The sequence below is a fragment of the Paradevosia shaoguanensis genome, assembly GCF_016801025.1.
Taxonomy (GTDB): Bacteria; Pseudomonadota; Alphaproteobacteria; order Rhizobiales; family Devosiaceae; genus Paradevosia; species Paradevosia shaoguanensis.
Window position 1 is genome coordinate 4,255,384 of record NZ_CP068983.1, and the last position, 16,877, is coordinate 4,272,260.

15 protein-coding genes and 1 pseudogene are annotated in these 16,877 nt (G+C 58.7%); 11 read left to right on the forward strand and 5 right to left on the reverse strand.

The window, feature by feature from the left end; genetic code table 11:
• Positions 1–131: 131 nt before the first annotated feature.
• Together JNE37_RS20655 and JNE37_RS20660 are read right to left on the reverse strand one after the other, a co-directional pair.
• Positions 132–449 carry a plasmid stabilization protein gene (locus JNE37_RS20655; RefSeq protein WP_081840690.1) on the reverse strand — a complete coding sequence of 106 codons (318 nt, stop codon included), beginning with the start codon at positions 447–449 and terminating at the stop codon, positions 132–134.
• 67 nt (positions 450–516) lie between these two features.
• Complete coding sequence (locus tag JNE37_RS20660; protein ID WP_203064641.1) at positions 517–1,116, reverse strand: cysteine hydrolase family protein; 600 nt, start codon at positions 1,114–1,116, stop codon at positions 517–519.
• Positions 1,117–1,545: 429 nt separating this feature from the next.
• Between JNE37_RS20660 and ku (JNE37_RS20665) the strand changes: the two genes are divergently transcribed.
• Positions 1,546–2,367 carry a non-homologous end joining protein Ku gene (ku, locus tag JNE37_RS20665; RefSeq protein ID WP_203064642.1) on the forward strand — a complete coding sequence of 274 codons (822 nt, stop codon included), beginning with the start codon at positions 1,546–1,548 and terminating at the stop codon, positions 2,365–2,367.
• Here the strand turns inward: ku (JNE37_RS20665) and ku (JNE37_RS20670) are convergent.
• Positions 2,364–3,200, reverse strand: coding sequence for a non-homologous end joining protein Ku (ku, locus tag JNE37_RS20670; protein WP_203064643.1), 837 nt, complete (start codon positions 3,198–3,200; stop codon positions 2,364–2,366). The two genes, ku (JNE37_RS20665) and ku (JNE37_RS20670), sit on opposite strands and share 4 nt — an antisense overlap.
• An 88-nt stretch (positions 3,201–3,288) precedes the next feature.
• Positions 3,289–4,005, reverse strand: a complete 717-nt coding sequence (locus tag JNE37_RS20675) for a response regulator (protein ID WP_203064644.1) — start codon at positions 4,003–4,005, stop codon at positions 3,289–3,291.
• A gap of 277 nt (positions 4,006–4,282) precedes the next feature.
• On the opposite strand from JNE37_RS20675, the gene JNE37_RS20680 reads away from it, so the two are divergent.
• From JNE37_RS20680 to JNE37_RS20695, 4 genes and pseudogenes are all read left to right on the forward strand, one after another.
• Complete coding sequence (locus JNE37_RS20680) at positions 4,283–4,774, forward strand: YciE/YciF ferroxidase family protein (protein ID WP_203066445.1); 492 nt, start codon at positions 4,283–4,285, stop codon at positions 4,772–4,774.
• Between the two features lie 549 nt (positions 4,775–5,323).
• Positions 5,324–6,403 carry a DUF4142 domain-containing protein gene (locus JNE37_RS20685; protein WP_203064645.1) on the forward strand — a complete coding sequence of 360 codons (1,080 nt, stop codon included), beginning with the start codon at positions 5,324–5,326 and terminating at the stop codon, positions 6,401–6,403.
• A gap of 288 nt (positions 6,404–6,691) precedes the next feature.
• Positions 6,692–7,162, forward strand: coding sequence for a hypothetical protein (locus JNE37_RS20690; RefSeq protein ID WP_203064646.1), 471 nt, complete (start codon positions 6,692–6,694; stop codon positions 7,160–7,162).
• A gap of 10 nt (positions 7,163–7,172) precedes the next feature.
• Positions 7,173–7,605 (forward strand): annotated as a pseudogene (locus tag JNE37_RS20695) (DUF421 domain-containing protein).
• Positions 7,606–7,886: 281 nt separating this feature from the next.
• Here JNE37_RS20695 and JNE37_RS20700 read toward each other — a convergent pair.
• Positions 7,887–8,591: a hypothetical protein gene (locus tag JNE37_RS20700; protein ID WP_203064647.1), complete on the reverse strand. Its 705-nt coding sequence runs from the start codon at positions 8,589–8,591 to the stop codon at positions 7,887–7,889.
• 194 nt (positions 8,592–8,785) lie between these two features.
• Here JNE37_RS20700 and JNE37_RS20705 point away from each other — a divergent pair, with 194 nt between their 5' ends.
• The 6 genes from JNE37_RS20705 (at position 8,786) to JNE37_RS20730 (ending at position 16,705) form a co-directional block, all read left to right on the forward strand.
• Positions 8,786–9,643: a type IV toxin-antitoxin system AbiEi family antitoxin domain-containing protein gene (locus JNE37_RS20705; protein WP_203064648.1), complete on the forward strand. Its 858-nt coding sequence runs from the start codon at positions 8,786–8,788 to the stop codon at positions 9,641–9,643.
• Positions 9,644–9,664: 21 nt separating this feature from the next.
• On the forward strand, positions 9,665–9,925 hold the full coding sequence (locus JNE37_RS20710) for a CopG family ribbon-helix-helix protein (RefSeq protein WP_203064649.1): 261 nt from the start codon (positions 9,665–9,667) through the stop codon (positions 9,923–9,925).
• Between the two features lie 172 nt (positions 9,926–10,097).
• Positions 10,098–10,394: a PRC-barrel domain-containing protein gene (locus JNE37_RS20715; protein ID WP_203064650.1), complete on the forward strand. Its 297-nt coding sequence runs from the start codon at positions 10,098–10,100 to the stop codon at positions 10,392–10,394.
• 343 nt (positions 10,395–10,737) lie between these two features.
• The gene (locus JNE37_RS20720) at positions 10,738–11,631 is read left to right on the forward strand and encodes an SDR family oxidoreductase (RefSeq protein WP_203064651.1); all 894 of its coding nucleotides are present in this window, start codon (positions 10,738–10,740) and stop codon (positions 11,629–11,631) included.
• A gap of 270 nt (positions 11,632–11,901) precedes the next feature.
• The gene (locus JNE37_RS20725) at positions 11,902–12,852 is read left to right on the forward strand and encodes a hypothetical protein (protein WP_203064652.1); all 951 of its coding nucleotides are present in this window, start codon (positions 11,902–11,904) and stop codon (positions 12,850–12,852) included.
• A gap of 319 nt (positions 12,853–13,171) precedes the next feature.
• Positions 13,172–16,705, forward strand: a complete 3,534-nt coding sequence (locus JNE37_RS20730; protein WP_203064653.1) for a peptidoglycan-binding domain-containing protein — start codon at positions 13,172–13,174, stop codon at positions 16,703–16,705.
• The last annotated feature ends 172 nt before the right edge of the window (positions 16,706–16,877 follow it).

Genomic DNA, 16,877 nt, shown 5'->3' on the forward strand with positions numbered 1-16,877 from the left:
CTCGGGTTTGCGCACGCCCGATCGACACGCCGACCTCGATCAACAATGACTGCGGGTAGGGCCGCCAATTAGACGTGGGAGGCCTCGCCTCCCACATCCGGAGCAGGTTATGGCGCTGTCGAAATAACCCGTTAGTGGCTCACGTGATGAGCGGCGTTACGCTTACGCGTTTCCGCCGCCTTCTTGGCCGACGCCGATTTGGCTGCTGCGGACCGGCTTGCTGAGGCCGCCCCACCAATTTTTCCGCCGCGCTTGGCTGAAGAGTGAGTATCAGGCTTGCCTCGTCCCGAACCGGACTTGTTTCCGCCGCCACTTTCTTTGTTTACCGTGGCCCAAGCTCTGCGTTCCGCCTCCTTTTCGGAGACGCCGCGATCCTCGTATCCCTCAGCTATGTGATCAGCTTTGCGCTCTTGCTTGTCGGTGTATTTGGATTTGTCGCCTCTTGGTATCTAAACCTCCTATGCCTCGTGCTCAGAGGCGAACCAAGCGCGGCAGGGATAGTTCCGAAAAGCGGTTTCATCCCACCGCCCTCCAGAACTCGAGGACTTCGTCGAGTTCGACCAGGTCCAGTTGCATGCCGAACCGATTTGTGTAGACCTCCATAATGGCGTCGTGGGTAGGATCGGCCGAACCGTAGAGAGCGTCCCGCACCAATATGACGCGGTATCCGAGGTCAATGGCGCCGAGCAATGTCGCCAGCACGCAAATGTCAGACTCGCCTCCGCTGAGGATCAGGACCGAGACTCCGCTTCGTCGAAGCAGGCGATGCAATTGTCCCGACCACCACGGACTGTAGGCGGGTTTATCGAAGACCGCCGCGGGCGGGACATATCGTTCCAGTTCCGGATGGAGAGCCACCCAGCCCGGGTCCATCTCCGACAACGTCATCGATCGGTAGCGGCGGTAATAGTCGCGCCACGCACCGTTGGCTTCGTCTGGAGACGAAGCGGGAATGAAACGTGTGAAAACCGTTCGCTCCGGCCGCGGCTCTACCAACCTCACCACGTTGGGGAGCATACGCTCCATCCATGGGGTATACCATTCGGTGGACTCGCAAAAGAGCCTTTGCATGTCGACGCAAAGATGCACTGCTGCGGAAAAGAGCTGAGGTTTCATGGATACTCGCGATACGGGTCCTAAGCTCAATCTGACGGAGCGCGGTGGGTTCCCTATCTCTAACCGATCCGGAACGTTTGTGGGCCGCTTCGTTGCCTTCCTGTGCTCGCCCGTCGGGCCTTGGAAGGCACCAATCCATTCGCCGCGATTTTCGCAATCGCGAAAAGGTTGCGGTTCACTTCTAAGGTGAGGGCTACGCCTCCAGCAATTCACGTGAAGACGGCGACATGTTCGGGGCCGGAAGCGGATGGGCAAGTGACTCCCGCTACGTCGAGGTCGCTTGTCGAGTTGGGAAACCATTTCAAACGAGTAAGGTGCGCGTTTCTGCCACTTCCATGACAAACGGTTGCCGAAACGCTTGGACACCATCGCGAATTGAGGAACGCACACCTTTACAATGCGTTTCGCTCTCAACCGCAGGAGAGGTCCGTGGCTGTTCGACCATTCTGGAAGGGATATCTGAAGCTCTCCCTCGTGACGTGCTCCGTCACCCTCACCCCCGCGACGACCGAGGGGGAGAAGGTGCGTTTTCATACGATCAATCGAAAAACCGGCGATCGTATCTACACCAGCTACGTCGATGCCATTTCGGGTAAGACCGTAGAGAGGAAGGATCAGGTCAAAGCATACGAAAAAGGCGAGGACGACTACGTAATCCTTGAGGACAAGGAACTGGAGTCCGTTCAACTCAAAAGCGCCAGAACGATCGATATTGACGAGTTCGCTCCAGCGGACAGCATCGAATGGGTCTATTACGATAGTCCATACTTCCTGGTTCCGGCCGACGAAGTCGGCGAAGAAGCGTTCATCGTCATCCGTGAAGCCATGGCCAACAGCGATGTCGTCGGTATTGCACGCCTGGTTATCGGCAGCCGCGAGCGCGCTGTGATGCTCCAGCCATGGGGCAATGGCATCCTCCTCTGGACCCTGCGGTTCGGCGATGAAGTTCGCGACGAGAATGAGTACTGGGCCAAAGTTGATGATGAACCTGTCGATAAAAAGATGCTCGACATGGTGGTTAAGCTAATCGAGGACCGAACCACGTTATGGTCAGACGATATGGTTGCAGATCCGGTCCAGTCTCAATTGCTCAAAATCATCAAATCCAAGCGGGGACGTAGCAAGAAGCCATCGCCTCCATCGTCGACAGCGCATCAGGAAGATGATGGCACAAGCAATGTCATCGACCTCATGGCCGCCCTCAAGAAGAGCTTGGAAAGCAAGACCGGCTCTTCGAAGAAGTCAAACTAGCCCGCCCTCCTTCGCGGCTCGGCTCTCTTTCTGTCATTTGAGGCCCTTCCGGATTTTGCCTCCCCGTTGGCACTCAGCCGCAGAGCTTCCAGCAGGTTGTTGGGTTTTGTCGGTTCAGGCCGCTTCAAGGGTACGACCTTCCGTCCCTCAATTTTGGCGCGCACCAATTCCGCCAACGCCTCTTCATAGCGGTCGTCAAACTTGGAGGGATCAAAATCCCCGGCTTTTGTCTTGAGAATGTGCGCGGCCAACTCGAGCATTTCCGGGTCGATCTTCTTTTTCGGAATCCCCTTGAACGCGTCCCTTGACGAACGCACCTCGTAGTCGAAATTGAGGGTTGTGGCGATGAGACCTTTGCGGTGGGCTCTTATTAGGACCGGTCGAAGACGTCGAAACAGGACGGTGTGCGCAATAGCAGCTGCCTTGTCCTTGCGAAGAGCTTCTCGGATGAGCACAAAAGCTTCTTCCGCCGTATCCGATGCCGGCAGTAAATAATAGGGGCGGTCGAAATAGGTGGTTTCGAACTTGCCGCAAGTGACGAAGTTTTCAACCCTTAGGATTTTGTCGCTTCCCGGCACGGCCGATGCGATCTCGTCCGGCTCCAGGACAACGTATTTGCCGGAACTGGCTTCGTATCCCTTGACTTGGTCGTCCCGATCCACGGGCGTGTCGGTTTTTTCATCAACATAGACACGTCTAAGACGATGGCCGGTACGCCGGTTGACCAGGTGCAAAGCGATGCGCTCGGAAGTCGTGGTTGCCGTATACATCGCAACCGGACAAACGAGCTCTTCGATCTTGATGGCGCCTTTCCATATCGCACGCGCGGCCATGCTGCTCTCCAAAGGTACTCCTTCGAGAACGCGGCGCGCGACCGACTGTTCCAACCCGCTCGATTCCGTGTCGAATACGGCTCTGTTCCTAGTCGTCCCCTTTAGCCCGGGCCGCAACCGCCTCCAAGTCTTTGAACAGGTTGACTAGGCTTTTCGTTCGATCGACAAAGCGGCTATCCGAGCGAACCTCTAAAGCGAGGTCTTTGCTTATCCTTTCCAAGGCCAGTTGTGCGTCCTCCACCTTCGCCAGGAGTTCGGTTGCAGCAATGTAGGCCTCGTTCGGCGCCCGCCCGCTGTCTACGATCGCTCTAAGCTTGCGTGCTTCCGATTGCCATTCGAGCATAGGCACTGAAAGCGTATGCATTGCGGCCCCGACTTCGCGAGCGATCCACCGAGACCGCGACAAAGCCCTTGTTTTTGGTTTTCCGGACTGATCGCGTGTTGTGGCCTTTACGATCTCCCAAAGGAGATCGCGTCGGGCAGCGGGTTTCGGAACAAACGGCGCGCCCGGAAACTCGGCCATGATCGCTCGTTTGCTAACTCCAGTGTAAATGACCATCGGTACGCCGGCTTCCCTACTAGAGTCCCAGAGTGGTTCGATGCTTTCCCCCCCTAGGGTGATATCAGCCAGAATGCAGTCGACCCCGGCAAGGCCGACTTCGAGTGCACGCTCAATGGAGTGAACCGGCGTCACATCTATACCGGCTTCGCCAAGCATATATTCCAGGTCCAAAGCTACCAAGGCGTCGTCCTCCGCCAGGAGAACGGTGATTTTTAGCTGGCGTCCCATAAGCAAATTCTCCATGCCCAACGCTTTCGCGTTGTCGAAATCCTTAAGAGTGCGAAGGATTGGAGCGCTCGGCCGCTACGGGTGTGTGCGCGCAGCATCTGCACGACCGATCTAGTCCCATCGTGTCATGTTCGGCCGCACGGCGCCACCTCTAATAGTCTTGAGCTGGAGTGTGGGTGCCAGGGGAACAATCCAGCTTCTGCAAAATTGTCCCTATCGCCGCTCAGGCGAGGCAACCGCGGCCCACCGCAGAACGAGCGGCCGCATTTTGCAAGCAAATGGAGATGAAATCATGCCAGAGGCAAGAACGCTGGACGATCTGTTTCTCGATACCGTCAAGGACATCTATTACGCTGAGCGCCAGATCACGAAGGCGCTTCCGAAGATGGCGAAGGCGGCCCATTCACCGGAACTGCGTGCAGGGTTCGAGAAGCACCTGGCGCAGACCGAGGGACATATTGACCGGCTTGAGCAAGTGTTCGAATTGCTCGGGAAGGCACCACGCGGCAAAACCTGCGATGCGATCCTGGGGATCATCGAGGAAGGAAAGAGCATCATGGACGAATTCAAGGACTCTCCGGCTCTAGATGCCGGCCTGATCTCGGCCGCGCAGGCTGTCGAACACTATGAGATCACCCGCTACGGCACATTGAAAGCCTGGGCGGCCGACCTCGGAATGCCGGAAGCCGAAAAGCTCTTCGATGCCACGCTGCGGGAAGAAGTCGCCACCGACCAGGAACTGACCAAGGTGGCCGAAGGGATTTCCAACAAGGAAGCCGCCTAGATCTCCTTATCGCCTACCCCGCACGAAATGCGGGGTAGGATTGATGCCAGCCTAGTGCCTATACAATCTCACCCGAACAGAGCGACACTCGTCGTCGAGATAGGTCACGTAGGCCTTAAGCTGCCCGAGACGTCCGGATCGAACGAGCCGGGCTCGGAATAACCTTTCCGCCGTCGAGATGACGTCGGTCCCATTCATCCGGATTGCCGGCCCTACGGGAAATCCTAAAAGATAGGGCTGAATCTCAAATTGTCTAAATGAATTCATCGGTGGTCCTCCGCCCCCATTATCGGCGTAGCGATCCCAAATGCTCAAGCCAGGCCCCAGAGAAAGCTCTTCCAAAAGCCTGGTTCTCCGAGCTCTTAGCAACCGGTTCACGGCATCTCGCAGCAGAAGGGCATGCTCCGGTCCCGGCTTGTCAGCCCTTCCCCGGAAGATCGCTCCAGCGACCGACAATTCCGGATTGTGATCAACGCACGTCGAGATCCTGGGAACCGTGCCCTCACCGGCAAGTTCCCGTTCTGACAGCCACAAATCACTGAGGACCAAATGAAACGCTATATGCTCGTAGCGGCGCTGGCCGCTTTGTCCGTATCTCCTGCAATCGCCCAAAACAATGCAGTTCCAGCGGCTGCGCAGACAGAAGCTGCCGCGGTGACATCGGCGCAGCAATTCACGGATATTGCCGCTGTCTCCAATCTCTTCGAGATCGAGAGCAGCAAGATTGCTTTGCAGAAGGCTACATCTCCCCAAGTCAAGGAATTCGCCCAGCGGATGATCGATGACCACACGAAGGCAGGGGATGAACTCAAGGCCGCCGCTGATGCCCAGAGCATCAAAGTGCCGACCGACCTCGACGATAAGCACAAGCAGATGCTTGATCAGTTGAACGCAGCGTCCGGCGCGGATTTTGATGCGGCCTATATTCAGATGCAGACCGACGCCCATCACGAGGCGGTGGCGCTTTTCGACCAATTCTCAAAGGGCGGCGAGGCCGGCCAGGTGAAGGATTTTGCGGCAAAGACCCTGGCCACACTGCAGGAGCACGAAAAGGCCGTTGAAGCCTTATCGCAAACTGCGCAGGCCGGCGGTGCCGCGGAAGGGGACAATCCTGCGCAGAACACGACGCTGACCGCCCCCGTGGATCAGAATGCGATGGCCACTAGTCCCGCAGCCAACGCGCCGGCAGCTGCCCCCCCGGCTCCCGCCGCCGCACAGAACGCGGCCCCTGGAGCGGCGCCGGCGGACCAGAATGCCGCCGCCCCTGCCCTTGGAGCCATCGACGTAAAGACCCTGACGCCAGTCGACGTTGGCGGCATCAAGGGCGACGACCTCAAGGGCGTCGAGGTGCTCGACCCGAATGGCAACAAGATTGCCTCAATCAGCGACTTCGTCCTGACTCAGGAGGGTTCACTGGATGCCGTGATCGTCGATTTCGGTGGCTTTCTCGGTATCGGCACGAAGCCTGTCGCCGTAGCCTTCGATGGCCTGAACTTCGTGAGCGATCAGGACGGGAAACGTTATCTTATGGCAGCGATCACGAAGGAGCAGTTAGACGCCCAACCGCCTTACAATAAGGACGACTATGCCAGCAATCGGGACGCGCAGCGTCTGGTTCTGAGCAAGTAAGGCAGGTCTCAGCCTTCCCGGGGCACAGGTCTGATCGCCCTGTAAAGACACCAAGCGTACCCAAGCAGAAATGGCGGTGCCCCCAGCACCGCCATAATCACGCCGCCCAAACGCTGATCTCGATACCTGTCAGGCCCAGGGCGCCGCAGACATCCGATGCGTAAATCAGTCCGGGCCTCAATGCGATCACCGGCCCGAACACCGTCATGCGCGTATAGAGACGGACCTAAACGCCAGCGGAGCCTGTCGAGACCTCGCGCGTTGCTGATCCGAGGTTAGGAGGTCGGCTTGGCTAGAAAACCGCTGGAACTTGACGAGCATCCCGCATTCCAAGAGCGCTTCTGGACGCTGGAAAGGTGGTTCTGGGCCGGCTTTGCACTGGTAGTGCTGGCTGGCTTGCTGGGTCTTCTCGGCGGAGGCGGTTTATTTTCCCGTTCCACTGCACGGGCAGGAACCAGCGCGTTGGACTATCCGACGGTCGCACGCTGGCAGTCCGATGTCACGCTGGAGCTCGATCTGGCGCCGGGGGTAACTACTATCACCCTGCTACCGAGTCTCACCGATGTTTTCGACATCGAACACATTCTCCCGCAACCCGATGAAGAAAATCTAGGCCCTGACGGAATAGTGCTGGTTTTCGGAACGGCATCCGGTGGCCACGTGACCATGGCTGTCCGCGCGAATAGGCCAGGACCGGCTCGCTGGGGAATTCGCCTAGGACCGGATGAGCTATCAATCTCCACCTTGGTCATGCCGTAGGAGGGAACGGATGGAGGTCGTGCTTCGCGCAATCGTCGTCTATCTGCTGCTTTTGCTCATCTTCCGCATGTCGGGGCGGCGAACAATGGCCCAAATGACCTCGTTCGATCTGGTCATGGTCCTCATAGTTGCCGAGACAACGCAGCAGGCCTTCGATAACCGGCGCAATGTTGGCGATCACTACGCTTTTCTCGCTAGACATCGGTTTATCGTATTTGAAGCGCCACCTCCCTAATGCGAGCAGAGTGCTAGATGGCGTCCCAACCATATTAGTACGCGAAGGTAAGGCTAACGAACATGCCCTAAGACGCTCGCGCGTAGAACTGGAGGAAATTCTGGAGGCGGCCCGCAGCACGCAAGGTCTTAGCGCACTTGATGAGATCGAGTTCGCCATCCTGGAGGTTGATGGCAAGATCAGTATCATCCCCAGGCGTAGGAACTGACGCATTTTGCCGTGTTGAGAAGTGGTGCGTCGCCGGTTGTCTTGGGGCTCGGGAGAGACATCACCACGCCTTTAATAGATGCGAGCCAAACAACGCCAATCGTGCATGGGGTTACAACTCGAGCCCTCTCCACTAGCTCCGTGGACGGCAGGATTTCGAGGCAGGTCGAGACGGCACCTTCGAGGAAGCCTGCCGAAGCGCCGGATCGGTGAAGTCAGCCACCTTGGCGGCGCTCTGATCGGCCAGGTCCGCGTATCCGCCGAGCAGTTACGCCATGGCCCTTACGCCTTCCTCGGCCAGAACTGCGTGCTGAAATTGTTGAGCCCGCCGGTGTGGGAGTCTGGGATAGCCTGGAACTTCTCCGGAATCAGCGCTCCATCGCCGCCGTCCTTAAAATAGTCCCGCACCGCCCAAAGCGAGCTTTGCATAAAACTCTCCCAGGTACCGGCGAGGTGGTCCTGCAGATCCTGCGCCTGCTTGGCGGCGCTGGGCTTCCGCTTCGGCGTCGGTCGGCTGAAATCCGGGCGCGATACGACTTTGTGGGCAAAGGTGATGCTTCCGTGCTTCCAATCCTCGTCGACCGAACGCCGCCAGCGATAGCTTACGCGAACGGTTAAGTCGGCGCTGAATCGGGAAGGCCAATGGATCTGGTCATAGACGTAGAACAGCTCTCCGTTCTTGGTCTCTTCCTCCAGCCGACTTTTCATTTGACCGACAGCGAATGACAGGTCCCTGCCCGCTTTCTCGACACTGTACTTGGTCTCGGAACGCTTTTTTGCCGCCTTGGCCTGGCCATACCTGGAGAGGGCCTCCCCAAAACGGTGGAGTTTGCTGGAGACATAGCGCCCACAATTTGAGAGTGGGAGCTTGGGCAGGTCGCCGAGTTGCTCGTCCCGGATGGCCTGGTCAATCAGCGCGCCCAGCTCCCGTTCGTCTATCGATGCGATCGCGCTCTTCTCCGTTTCGGAAAGATTGACTGCACCCATTGATCGACTCCCGTTCTGCGCAAGCTCAAAGCCACGCCAAAAGGTCTGTCGGATTTCGGTCGGGCGCAAGACCAAAGCGGGAAATTTCAATTGTGCAGCAGCTTGTTGCGCAGTTGGTCAGCGCTCCTCGCGTTGGGGGCCTTTGTCATTTCATGTTGCTAATTCCGCACATATCGCGTACTTATGAACATGCAATGAACGAGCAACTACCAGATAAGCTGCTGCGCCTCCTTTCCGTCGGGCGCTTGACGTTCTCGAAGGACGAGGTTCCTTCCCTGCTGGGGATGAGCCCTTCCGCCTTCGAGGATGCGTCGCTCCGTGCCATTAACAGGGGGCGCCTGCTTCGCCCCCGGCGAGGATTCTACGTCATCGTTCCCCCGCAGGAAATGGCCTACGGAGCGCCACCGGCAACGCAGGTGATAGATGACCTCATGGCGCACGAGGGCGCCCCGTACTATGTGGGTCTGCTGAAAGCGGCCGAGCTGCACGGCGCCGCCCATCAAGCGGTGATGACTTTCCAGGTCGTTTCGTCAAAGCGGATGCCGTCCATTCCCTATGGTCGCGGGGTTATCGACTTCTTCTACAATGGCGTCATGCCGCCGGACGAGTTGATCGAGCGCAAACAAACGGAGGCCGGCTTCTTCAATATGTCTTCTGCGGCGCTGACGGCGGCAGACCTGCTGCGCTACCCACGGGCGTCGGGGTCTATAGACGCCGCGGCCTCGGTGATCGGAGACCTGGCGGAGCAGATCGAGGGCTCGGCGATCATCGGCCTGAGGGGTGTCATTCCCACGCCGACGCTTCAGAGGCTGGGGTATATCCTCGAACAAGTGGGTGCTGCCGAGTTGGCGAATGAGGTCGATAAGGTCATCGCCGGCGATAGCCGTCGCGTCGAGCTGGATACTTTCGTCGCTACCCCTCAGGGTGGCTCTGAGGCGCTGGACGACCGATGGAAGGTCGTCGTTCGCCGACCTTTGGAGCTAGACGATGATTCCCAGGAATTTTCCGGCATTAGGTATGAACAACACGTAGGCATTGCCTGCCGTCGTTAGCGGACATCAGGAGTACTATTCATGGCGGGACAAGAGCTGTCCGATCCCATCACGCTTCGGTTTCCGCTGGATGTTCTGGCCGCGATCGAAATGATTGCTGAAACTTCGGATCGCACGCGAAGCTGGGTGATGGTCCGAGCTCTGCGTCTTTATCTGGCGGGCGAAGGGGCGGAGATTCTGAACGTCGCTGATGGCCTGAGGCAGCTCGACAACGGCGAGTCCGAGGATATGGACGACGTTATTGCCCACGCAGATCAGATCGTACGCGGAAATTCCGCTTGATGAAGGTTCGGCTTTCTCAAAGGGCCGCCGACGCCCAGATCAGGGATCGGCACACCTCTTCGTGCAGTACGGGACGCGCAATTTCCTACCCTGACTGAAGTCTAGCGACGGGTTAAGTGGAACGACAGCCCTACTGATTGGTTGGTCTTTCGTACGATAGGAGGACCACATCATGGATCACACGAACCACATTCGCCTTTCCACTATTGAACTCACCCCTGCGGTTTTGGAAGGCGCTATCATTTACGGTGCCGATGACGAAAAGGTCGGCAAGGTCGATCACATCCATGGCGGCAACGTCGGCGGCATGGCGGTAATCGATGTTGGGGGATTTCTTGGTATCGGAGCAAAGCCCGTTGCCGTCCCGCTTAACGAACTCGAGTTCATGCGCGATGAAGACGGCGACGTTCACGCCCTGACGTCGTGGACGAAGGACGAACTGAAAGCTATGCCCGAGCATCACGACTAGCCAATATGGTAGGGCCGGCTCCGATGCGTGCCGGCCTGACCTTACGACGCCCCCTGCTGCATTGCCATTTGACGCGCGAGGGCGTGAGGTAGCCACTCTCCAACCAAGAAAGCAGCCGGCGGATATCGCAGAATTTGTTGCGCCGCCGTTAACCTGATGACGAAGAGCGAAACCACCGAAATCCCGTGATGACGGGACAAAGACCTTAATGCGCTGCAGACGATGTCGGCTTGGGCCGACGTCGTCACCAATGGCTCCCCTTTGACCGCAAGTGGTACCAGCAGAAGCCTATGGAACCTCCAAAGGAGATGGTTGGTTGGCTGTTCGAACGAGAGGCGACACCATGGCTGATAGAATGACGATGCAGGATCCCCGAGAGCAATATCCGAAACCTCCGTTTCCCAGCCAACCCCAGCCGGCGCCGGGTATCGTCGGGAGGATGGAGCCAGCACCTGATCATGGCGAAAATAGCTATGTCGGTGCCGGAAGGCTGAAGGGTAGACGCGCTCTGATTACGGGAGGCGACTCCGGCATCGGGCGAGCGGTCGCCATTGCCTACGCACGCGAAGGGGCTGACGTGGCAATTGGATACCTTTCAGAAGAAGAGAGGGACGCCCAAGAGGTCCTTGCGCTTATCGAGGCTGAAGGCCGCAAGGCGGTTGGCTTGCCCGGTGATGTCAAGGATGAAGCATGGAGCCGAGCGATGGTGGATCGCGCCGCCGAGCTATTGGAGGGCCTGGACATACTGGTTGTCAATGCGGCGCGGCAGCAATTTCGAAAATCCATCGCCGAGCTGACCACCAGCGATTTCGACGCTACCTTCAAGACCAATATCTATGCGCTTCACTGGATTTGCCAAGCGGCCGCTCGGCACTTGCCGCCCGGAGCGGCCGTCATAACCACTGCATCCATCCAAGCCTATGAGCCTTCGCCCATCCTGCTTGACTATGCCACGACGAAGGCTGCCATCGTGGCCTATACCAAGGCATTGTCCAAGCAGCTGATTGACAAGGGCGTCCGCGCCAACGTTGTCGCCCCAGGCCCGTTCTGGACAGTGCTGCAGCCCAGCGGAGGGCAACCAGACAACAAGGTTCGAGAGTTCGGAAAAGACAGTGATTTCGGCCGTCCGGGGCAACCAGTGGAAATCGCCCCAATCTATGTCTTGCTCGCCAGCCAAGAGGCCAGCTTCATCAATGGAGAAGTGTACGGCGTTACCGGTGGCAAGGGGATTGCTTAAAAGCCGCTTAGTCGGACTCAATCTGAAGCGTGGGCGAGGCCGGGCATTCTCAGGAACCGAGCAGATAAGTCGCGGATTTGAGTCTCCCCACTAGCGCGGAGATCCGGGCTCACTTCGCGAGCCTCGACCAGTCCGGCTCGAGCGTCTGGCCCTCGGGGACCGCGAATACAACCGAAGAGCTATCGAAACGGGCGGCACTCTGGAGGATTAGGTATGAGGTGATAACTCCTTTTGCTTCGGCTATGACCGGCCTTCAGAAAGAACGACCGAATGAGCGAAGAGGACGGCATCGGAGGCGTGGCGCTTGATGCTCGCATCAAACTGGCACTCGCCAGGTTTGAGGAGCGGATTTCTGCGTTGGAGAGCTCCGCCAAAACCGACATACGCGATATCGAAGCTGCGTTCTTGGACAAATTCCATGACGGAAATCCGCTCCGGGCTTCGGAGGCGCCCGGCATGGCGAGCGAAGTTTCCTCTGAGCTTGCCCGCTTCTTCAAACGCCGGTCCGATGTCGTCCAGTTGGTGTCACGTATCCTGATTCTGAAGGATCTGATGGTAACGTCCGCACACGCGCGATCGGCTGCTGAAGAAGCAAACATCGGCTCGACCGCTCTTAGGGAACTCCCGGCGCTCTTCAACTGGCTTGACGCGCTACAGACTGGGCGAGATCCCGGCCCCGCGCCGAACGTCACGACCGTGCGTCAGATTACCGAGGCGCAAAGGGCGCTCTATCATGTCCTGGAGAGCGTCAACGATGCTGGTGTCAACGTCGCGGCCAATATCGAGATGCTGGGCGACATCGTCGACCTGCGGATCGAGTACCTACATACGTTCAAATTGACCAACCTTCCTCTCAGCCCGAAAGAAACGTTGGAAAGAATTATGACGCGTTTTGAGCATCAGCCGACGTCCGTGGCACGTCGTGCAGCCCTCGAGCTTTTGAAGGGAAGCATAATCGCGATCATCACCCCTTTGGTGGAACGCCAACTCCCCTGGACCACGATTGTTGATATGTTCGAGCGCCTGCAGCTTGCGATCATCGGACCTCGACTCGAAACCAACCCTTCCGGCACAGACGCCCTAATGATCGTGAGGCGCGATCTTGCGGATCAGGCTGAAGCTCTTGAAGCCCTCATCGCCGACTGCCTCCGGTTCGAGGAAGCGCTGACGGCCCTCTCCGCGAATCTCTTGGAGCCCCGCCCCGGACAAGCCCCGAACTAGTCGCTCGGCGGACCTGTTAGGGCGCCGCCGGGTTTTGCCCACTGACGGACAAATCGGAGCGGCGGCGGAGCCCTGAGGCCGACCGAGTTCTCGGGATACCCGAAATCCGGGGTCAATTCGCGACACAGCGAGACAATTCTGCACAACCGGAAAGAAGACGCATGCTCGTGATACCACGTCGTCGGTTTAGAATCGTTTCGGCCGAATGGAAAAGGAAACTGCAGCATTCCTCGATCGATACTTCGATGTAGGTACTGCCCATTGCGTTTTCCCCATGCCTGTTGTTTCTATCAACAAAAGTAGCTGTGGGGCTCGGTTGATGATTTCGAAGAATTGGCGGCGCACGACCGCTATTATCCTTTTGTTTGGCGCTGGCATGCAGCCGATACAAGCGCAGGCGCAGGCCGATTTGTTCTTCGGGATTGCCAAAGAAATCGTGCGCCAAGGCGTACAGAACGACCAAATTCGGCGTGAACAGTCTCGACAGGTGCAGCAGCAACAAGCCGCCGAGCAAGCCGCGCGAGCCGCTCAACAAGCCTACGAGCTAGAGTTTTATACACGAGCCCAAACCGCTCTGAAGGCGCTCGGGTTCTACGCGATGACCGTAGACGGCAAGCCTGGCCCGGGAACACGAGCCGCTATCGTCGCGTATCAAGCGGCATTCCGTCTCCCGGGAGTCTTCGGAGAAGACCAACTCTATGACCTCGAAATGCGCGCCTCCGAGGGTTGGCGCAGCCTCGACGAACTGGAAATGGCCGAGACCGGCGGCTTCGAGAGCCGAGCCGATTTCGCTAAGGCGCGAGAGGGCGGTTTCACCAACGCCCGGAGTTATCAGGTTGCACGCGAGAAGGGCTTTGCCAAGGCCTCGGACTACGAGGCTTTCCTCAGTTCCGGTGCGCCCGACAAGGCAACTTTCGATGCCAATCGAGCGCGGCTGGCAGCGGCAGAGGCGGCGGTTAGCGCTTGCTTCAGCAACACCCAGTCCCGGAAATGGGGCGAGGCGCTGTCATCCTGCTACGCTGCGTCGATCGCCAAGCCGGCCGAGGCGAGCGTTAAACTCGCTCTCGACGCGGCTCTAGCCGGTGCCCGGGAGGACCTGGCTGTGGGCAAGAAACAGCTCGCCGAAAAGCGTGCGCAACTCGCCAAGCTGCTCGAAGGGTCGGCCAAGCCATCGGCTGCCCAGGCCGACAACCTGCGGGCTGAGGTTAATACCCTGGCTGACGAAATCCTGTTTATCGAACTGCATCTGCAAGCCGGTCGTTGTGGCGACCTGGTCTCTCGCGAACATTGGGAAGACGCGGTGACGGCGTGTGCCAGCGATGCAACGATCGATCATCTGGTCGGCGCCAGGCGTGTCGAAGCCAAGGCGCTGCTAGCCGATATCGATGCCCATCGCGATGCCGCAAATGCAGGCCTCAAAACCGCTCAGGCAGCGGTCGCAGCTGAAGCCGAACGGCTGGCATTGGCAGACGCCAAGACCGCAGCGTCGAGATTGCTTGCGGATGTCGAGGCCTATGGCGAACAAGGCAGCCGCTTCGAGCGCGGGCTCGATGTAGCCCGGGAGGTAGTCGCCCTGCGCGGTGCCGTTGATGGCAAGGACGTAGCCACCATCACGCAACATGCCGCTGCACTGCAGGCGCTTCTTGACGCCGATGGGGCCTATATATCGGCGCGACAAGCCTGGATTGACGCACGCAAGGAGGCCGAGCAACGTGCAGTGCTCGAGGCGCGTCGGCAAGCCGAATTATTGAACGACTTTGTCCTCGCATTCGTCAGCCGGAATGTCACTTCCGCTCATGTCCCTGCCCTGCTTCCGTTGAGCGAAGCGCTTGCCGCGGCGTTGGAGGATGGCAACGCACAGCGCCTCACCGAGGCACAAGCGAAAGCACGCCAGGCCCTTAACAAAATGGGCTTAGAGAATGAACTTGCGAGTTTCGCCGATGCCTATAAGGCCCCGCAGGTCTCTGCGCAGCAGCTCCAAACCGCCGACGCGGAAATCGCCAATGCCGATCTCGCCCTGGAAACAGTTGTTGCCGCATCCCGAGAGTTGATCGACAGCATCGACAGCTTCTCGGAGGCAGGTGGAGCGTTCGCGGATCCGATCGGTGTGGCGCGTGCCCTGGCGCGATTGAAGGCTGCCTTGGCCGAACCTGCGCTTCCGGATCTGCAAGTCTTGCGGGAGGCACTGGCGTCGGTTGTGGAACAAGACCCCGCCTATGCGAGCGCCAATGAACGGCGCGCCAAGACCAACGATACCGCTCTTGCCAATTCCGTTGCCCTGGCGACCGAGAAACTAACGGCGATCAATGAATTCCTCCTGGCTCATATTGCGGCCAACGTAACCGCCGATGACATTTTGGCCGCTGTCGAGTTGCAAATGACGGTCGAGAAGGCATTGGCCGGCCCGGCTTCGGCAGAAACCGTACGAAGCCTAAAGGCCGCAGAGGATGAGCTTGTGGCGCTAAATCTGGAGGCAGCACATGCTGACTTCGTCGGCCGGAAGGCGGCTCGCACGTTGGTCGCGGAGGCCGATACTTCGACCAACGGGCTGGCCATTACACCCGCCAATGCAAGTCTTCTCGAGGGTAGCCCTGACGATCTGATTGTTCTGCGCAACAGCGCCGCACCTCACCTGGCCTATGATCTTTTGGGCAAGCTTCGCGTGGACGGCGGGGTCGCAAAACTCTGTTGGCTTCACGCTGCACCCGGCAACAGCGTGGCCTTGCTCTTGGCACGCCAGCAGCTTGGAGCTCAGGGCATCGCGCGAACGGATCTGGCGCAATGTGAGCACCCGCTGCTCGAAGCCGATCTTGCGGTATTGCGCCGCGGCGACTTTCTAGCCCTGACCCCAAGCGCGGCGCAGCCGTTGGTTGCTGCGTTCGAGGACGGGCGGCTCAAACTGATCGTCAGTATCGCCGGCAGCGACGCTTCGCGAGAAACCGAAAGGCTAACGGCCGACGCCGCGTCGATCGCCGCTCGGGTCAACACCGAAACCGCACGTGGTTTTGGTGTGCTGCGACTGCCGAACGGCAAGGGTGGCATTTGTGCTGCGGTTGCCGACATGCAGCCGCACGGCAGCAGTCTCTCCAAGCGTGCCGACAGTTTCGCGTTCTTGTTCGCCGATCCTCGTTTCACATCGCCGATGTCGACCAATCAGGCCTTTGTCGCCGCGCAGCGCGGCCAATGTTCGGGCCTCTACGCCGCCGCTGCAGATCTGCGGTCTCTGTCAGGCGCACTCCAGCGAGCGGACATTGCGTTCACTTTCGCTCCGATATGGGTAGAAGCGAGCGAGGTGGATGACGAGATCTCGCGCCTGGCACAAGAGAGTACTCGCCAGCAGCAAGAAGCTCAGGCCGCGGCTGCGCTTCTAGCGGCAAAGACCGCGGACCAACGCTCCGCTCTCCAGACGCGTCAGGAGGAACTGCGAGCCGAATACAAGAGCCGTGCGACAGGAGCGCAAAAGGACATTGCCGACCTCGTCCGGGAGGCCGTGCGAACGGAAAATCTCGGGGCGCTCACGCTTTTCCCCGCACTTCAGGAACACCTGCGCGGTGTCGTTGCCGACAAGTGGGTGATCACGGATACTAAAGACACGCTGGCTGACTACGGCACGGCAAAGTGGCAAGGCCGCAAGGTCGAGGCAGTGTTGGTTCGAATAGTTACCGAGCGCGAGAATGCCCTGCTTGGTCTTCACGCGAGCGATTGCGTCGTATTGGGGTATTTGGTCGATCCGGAGTTCCGGATCAATCGCGACCCGGTAGAGGCGGATTGTGCGGACCAGAGCCTCGTGACCCAGTGGTCCACAGGTCGCGGCATGGAAAGCGTCTGGAACCTGAAAGAGGCTCAACAATAGCGCCTCTGTGTCCATCCAATGCCATCGCGGTGCCGGCGTCACTTGAACGGTGCCGACACCCACCCATCCTGTGAGAATTCCTAAGCGGCACAGCCGCGCCCGGCGGGACGAGGAATGCCGCCTCATCCTGAGCAAAACGAATAAAGTCAATTCCGACGGAGTACGACTTCGT

Bases quoted from the DNA above. Each gene is read 5' to 3' on its own strand.
- JNE37_RS20660 (WP_203064641.1), bottom strand. From the start codon at position 1,116: ATGAAACCTCAGCTCTTTTCCGCAGCAGTGCATCTTTGCGTCGACATG.
- ku (WP_203064643.1), bottom strand. From the start codon at position 3,200: ATGGCCGCGCGTGCGATATGGAAAGGCGCCATCAAGATCGAAGAGCTC.
- JNE37_RS20675 (WP_203064644.1), bottom strand. From the start codon at position 4,005: ATGGAGAATTTGCTTATGGGACGCCAGCTAAAAATCACCGTTCTCCTG.
- JNE37_RS20680 (WP_203066445.1), top strand. From the start codon at position 4,283: ATGCCAGAGGCAAGAACGCTGGACGATCTGTTTCTCGATACCGTCAAG.
- JNE37_RS20685 (WP_203064645.1), top strand. From the start codon at position 5,324: ATGAAACGCTATATGCTCGTAGCGGCGCTGGCCGCTTTGTCCGTATCT.
- JNE37_RS20700 (WP_203064647.1), bottom strand. From the start codon at position 8,591: ATGGGTGCAGTCAATCTTTCCGAAACGGAGAAGAGCGCGATCGCATCG.
- JNE37_RS20705 (WP_203064648.1), top strand. From the start codon at position 8,786: ATGAACGAGCAACTACCAGATAAGCTGCTGCGCCTCCTTTCCGTCGGG.
- JNE37_RS20710 (WP_203064649.1), top strand. From the start codon at position 9,665: ATGGCGGGACAAGAGCTGTCCGATCCCATCACGCTTCGGTTTCCGCTG.
- JNE37_RS20715 (WP_203064650.1), top strand. From the start codon at position 10,098: ATGGATCACACGAACCACATTCGCCTTTCCACTATTGAACTCACCCCT.
- JNE37_RS20720 (WP_203064651.1), top strand. From the start codon at position 10,738: ATGGCTGATAGAATGACGATGCAGGATCCCCGAGAGCAATATCCGAAA.
- JNE37_RS20725 (WP_203064652.1), top strand. From the start codon at position 11,902: ATGAGCGAAGAGGACGGCATCGGAGGCGTGGCGCTTGATGCTCGCATC.
- JNE37_RS20730 (WP_203064653.1), top strand. From the start codon at position 13,172: ATGATTTCGAAGAATTGGCGGCGCACGACCGCTATTATCCTTTTGTTT.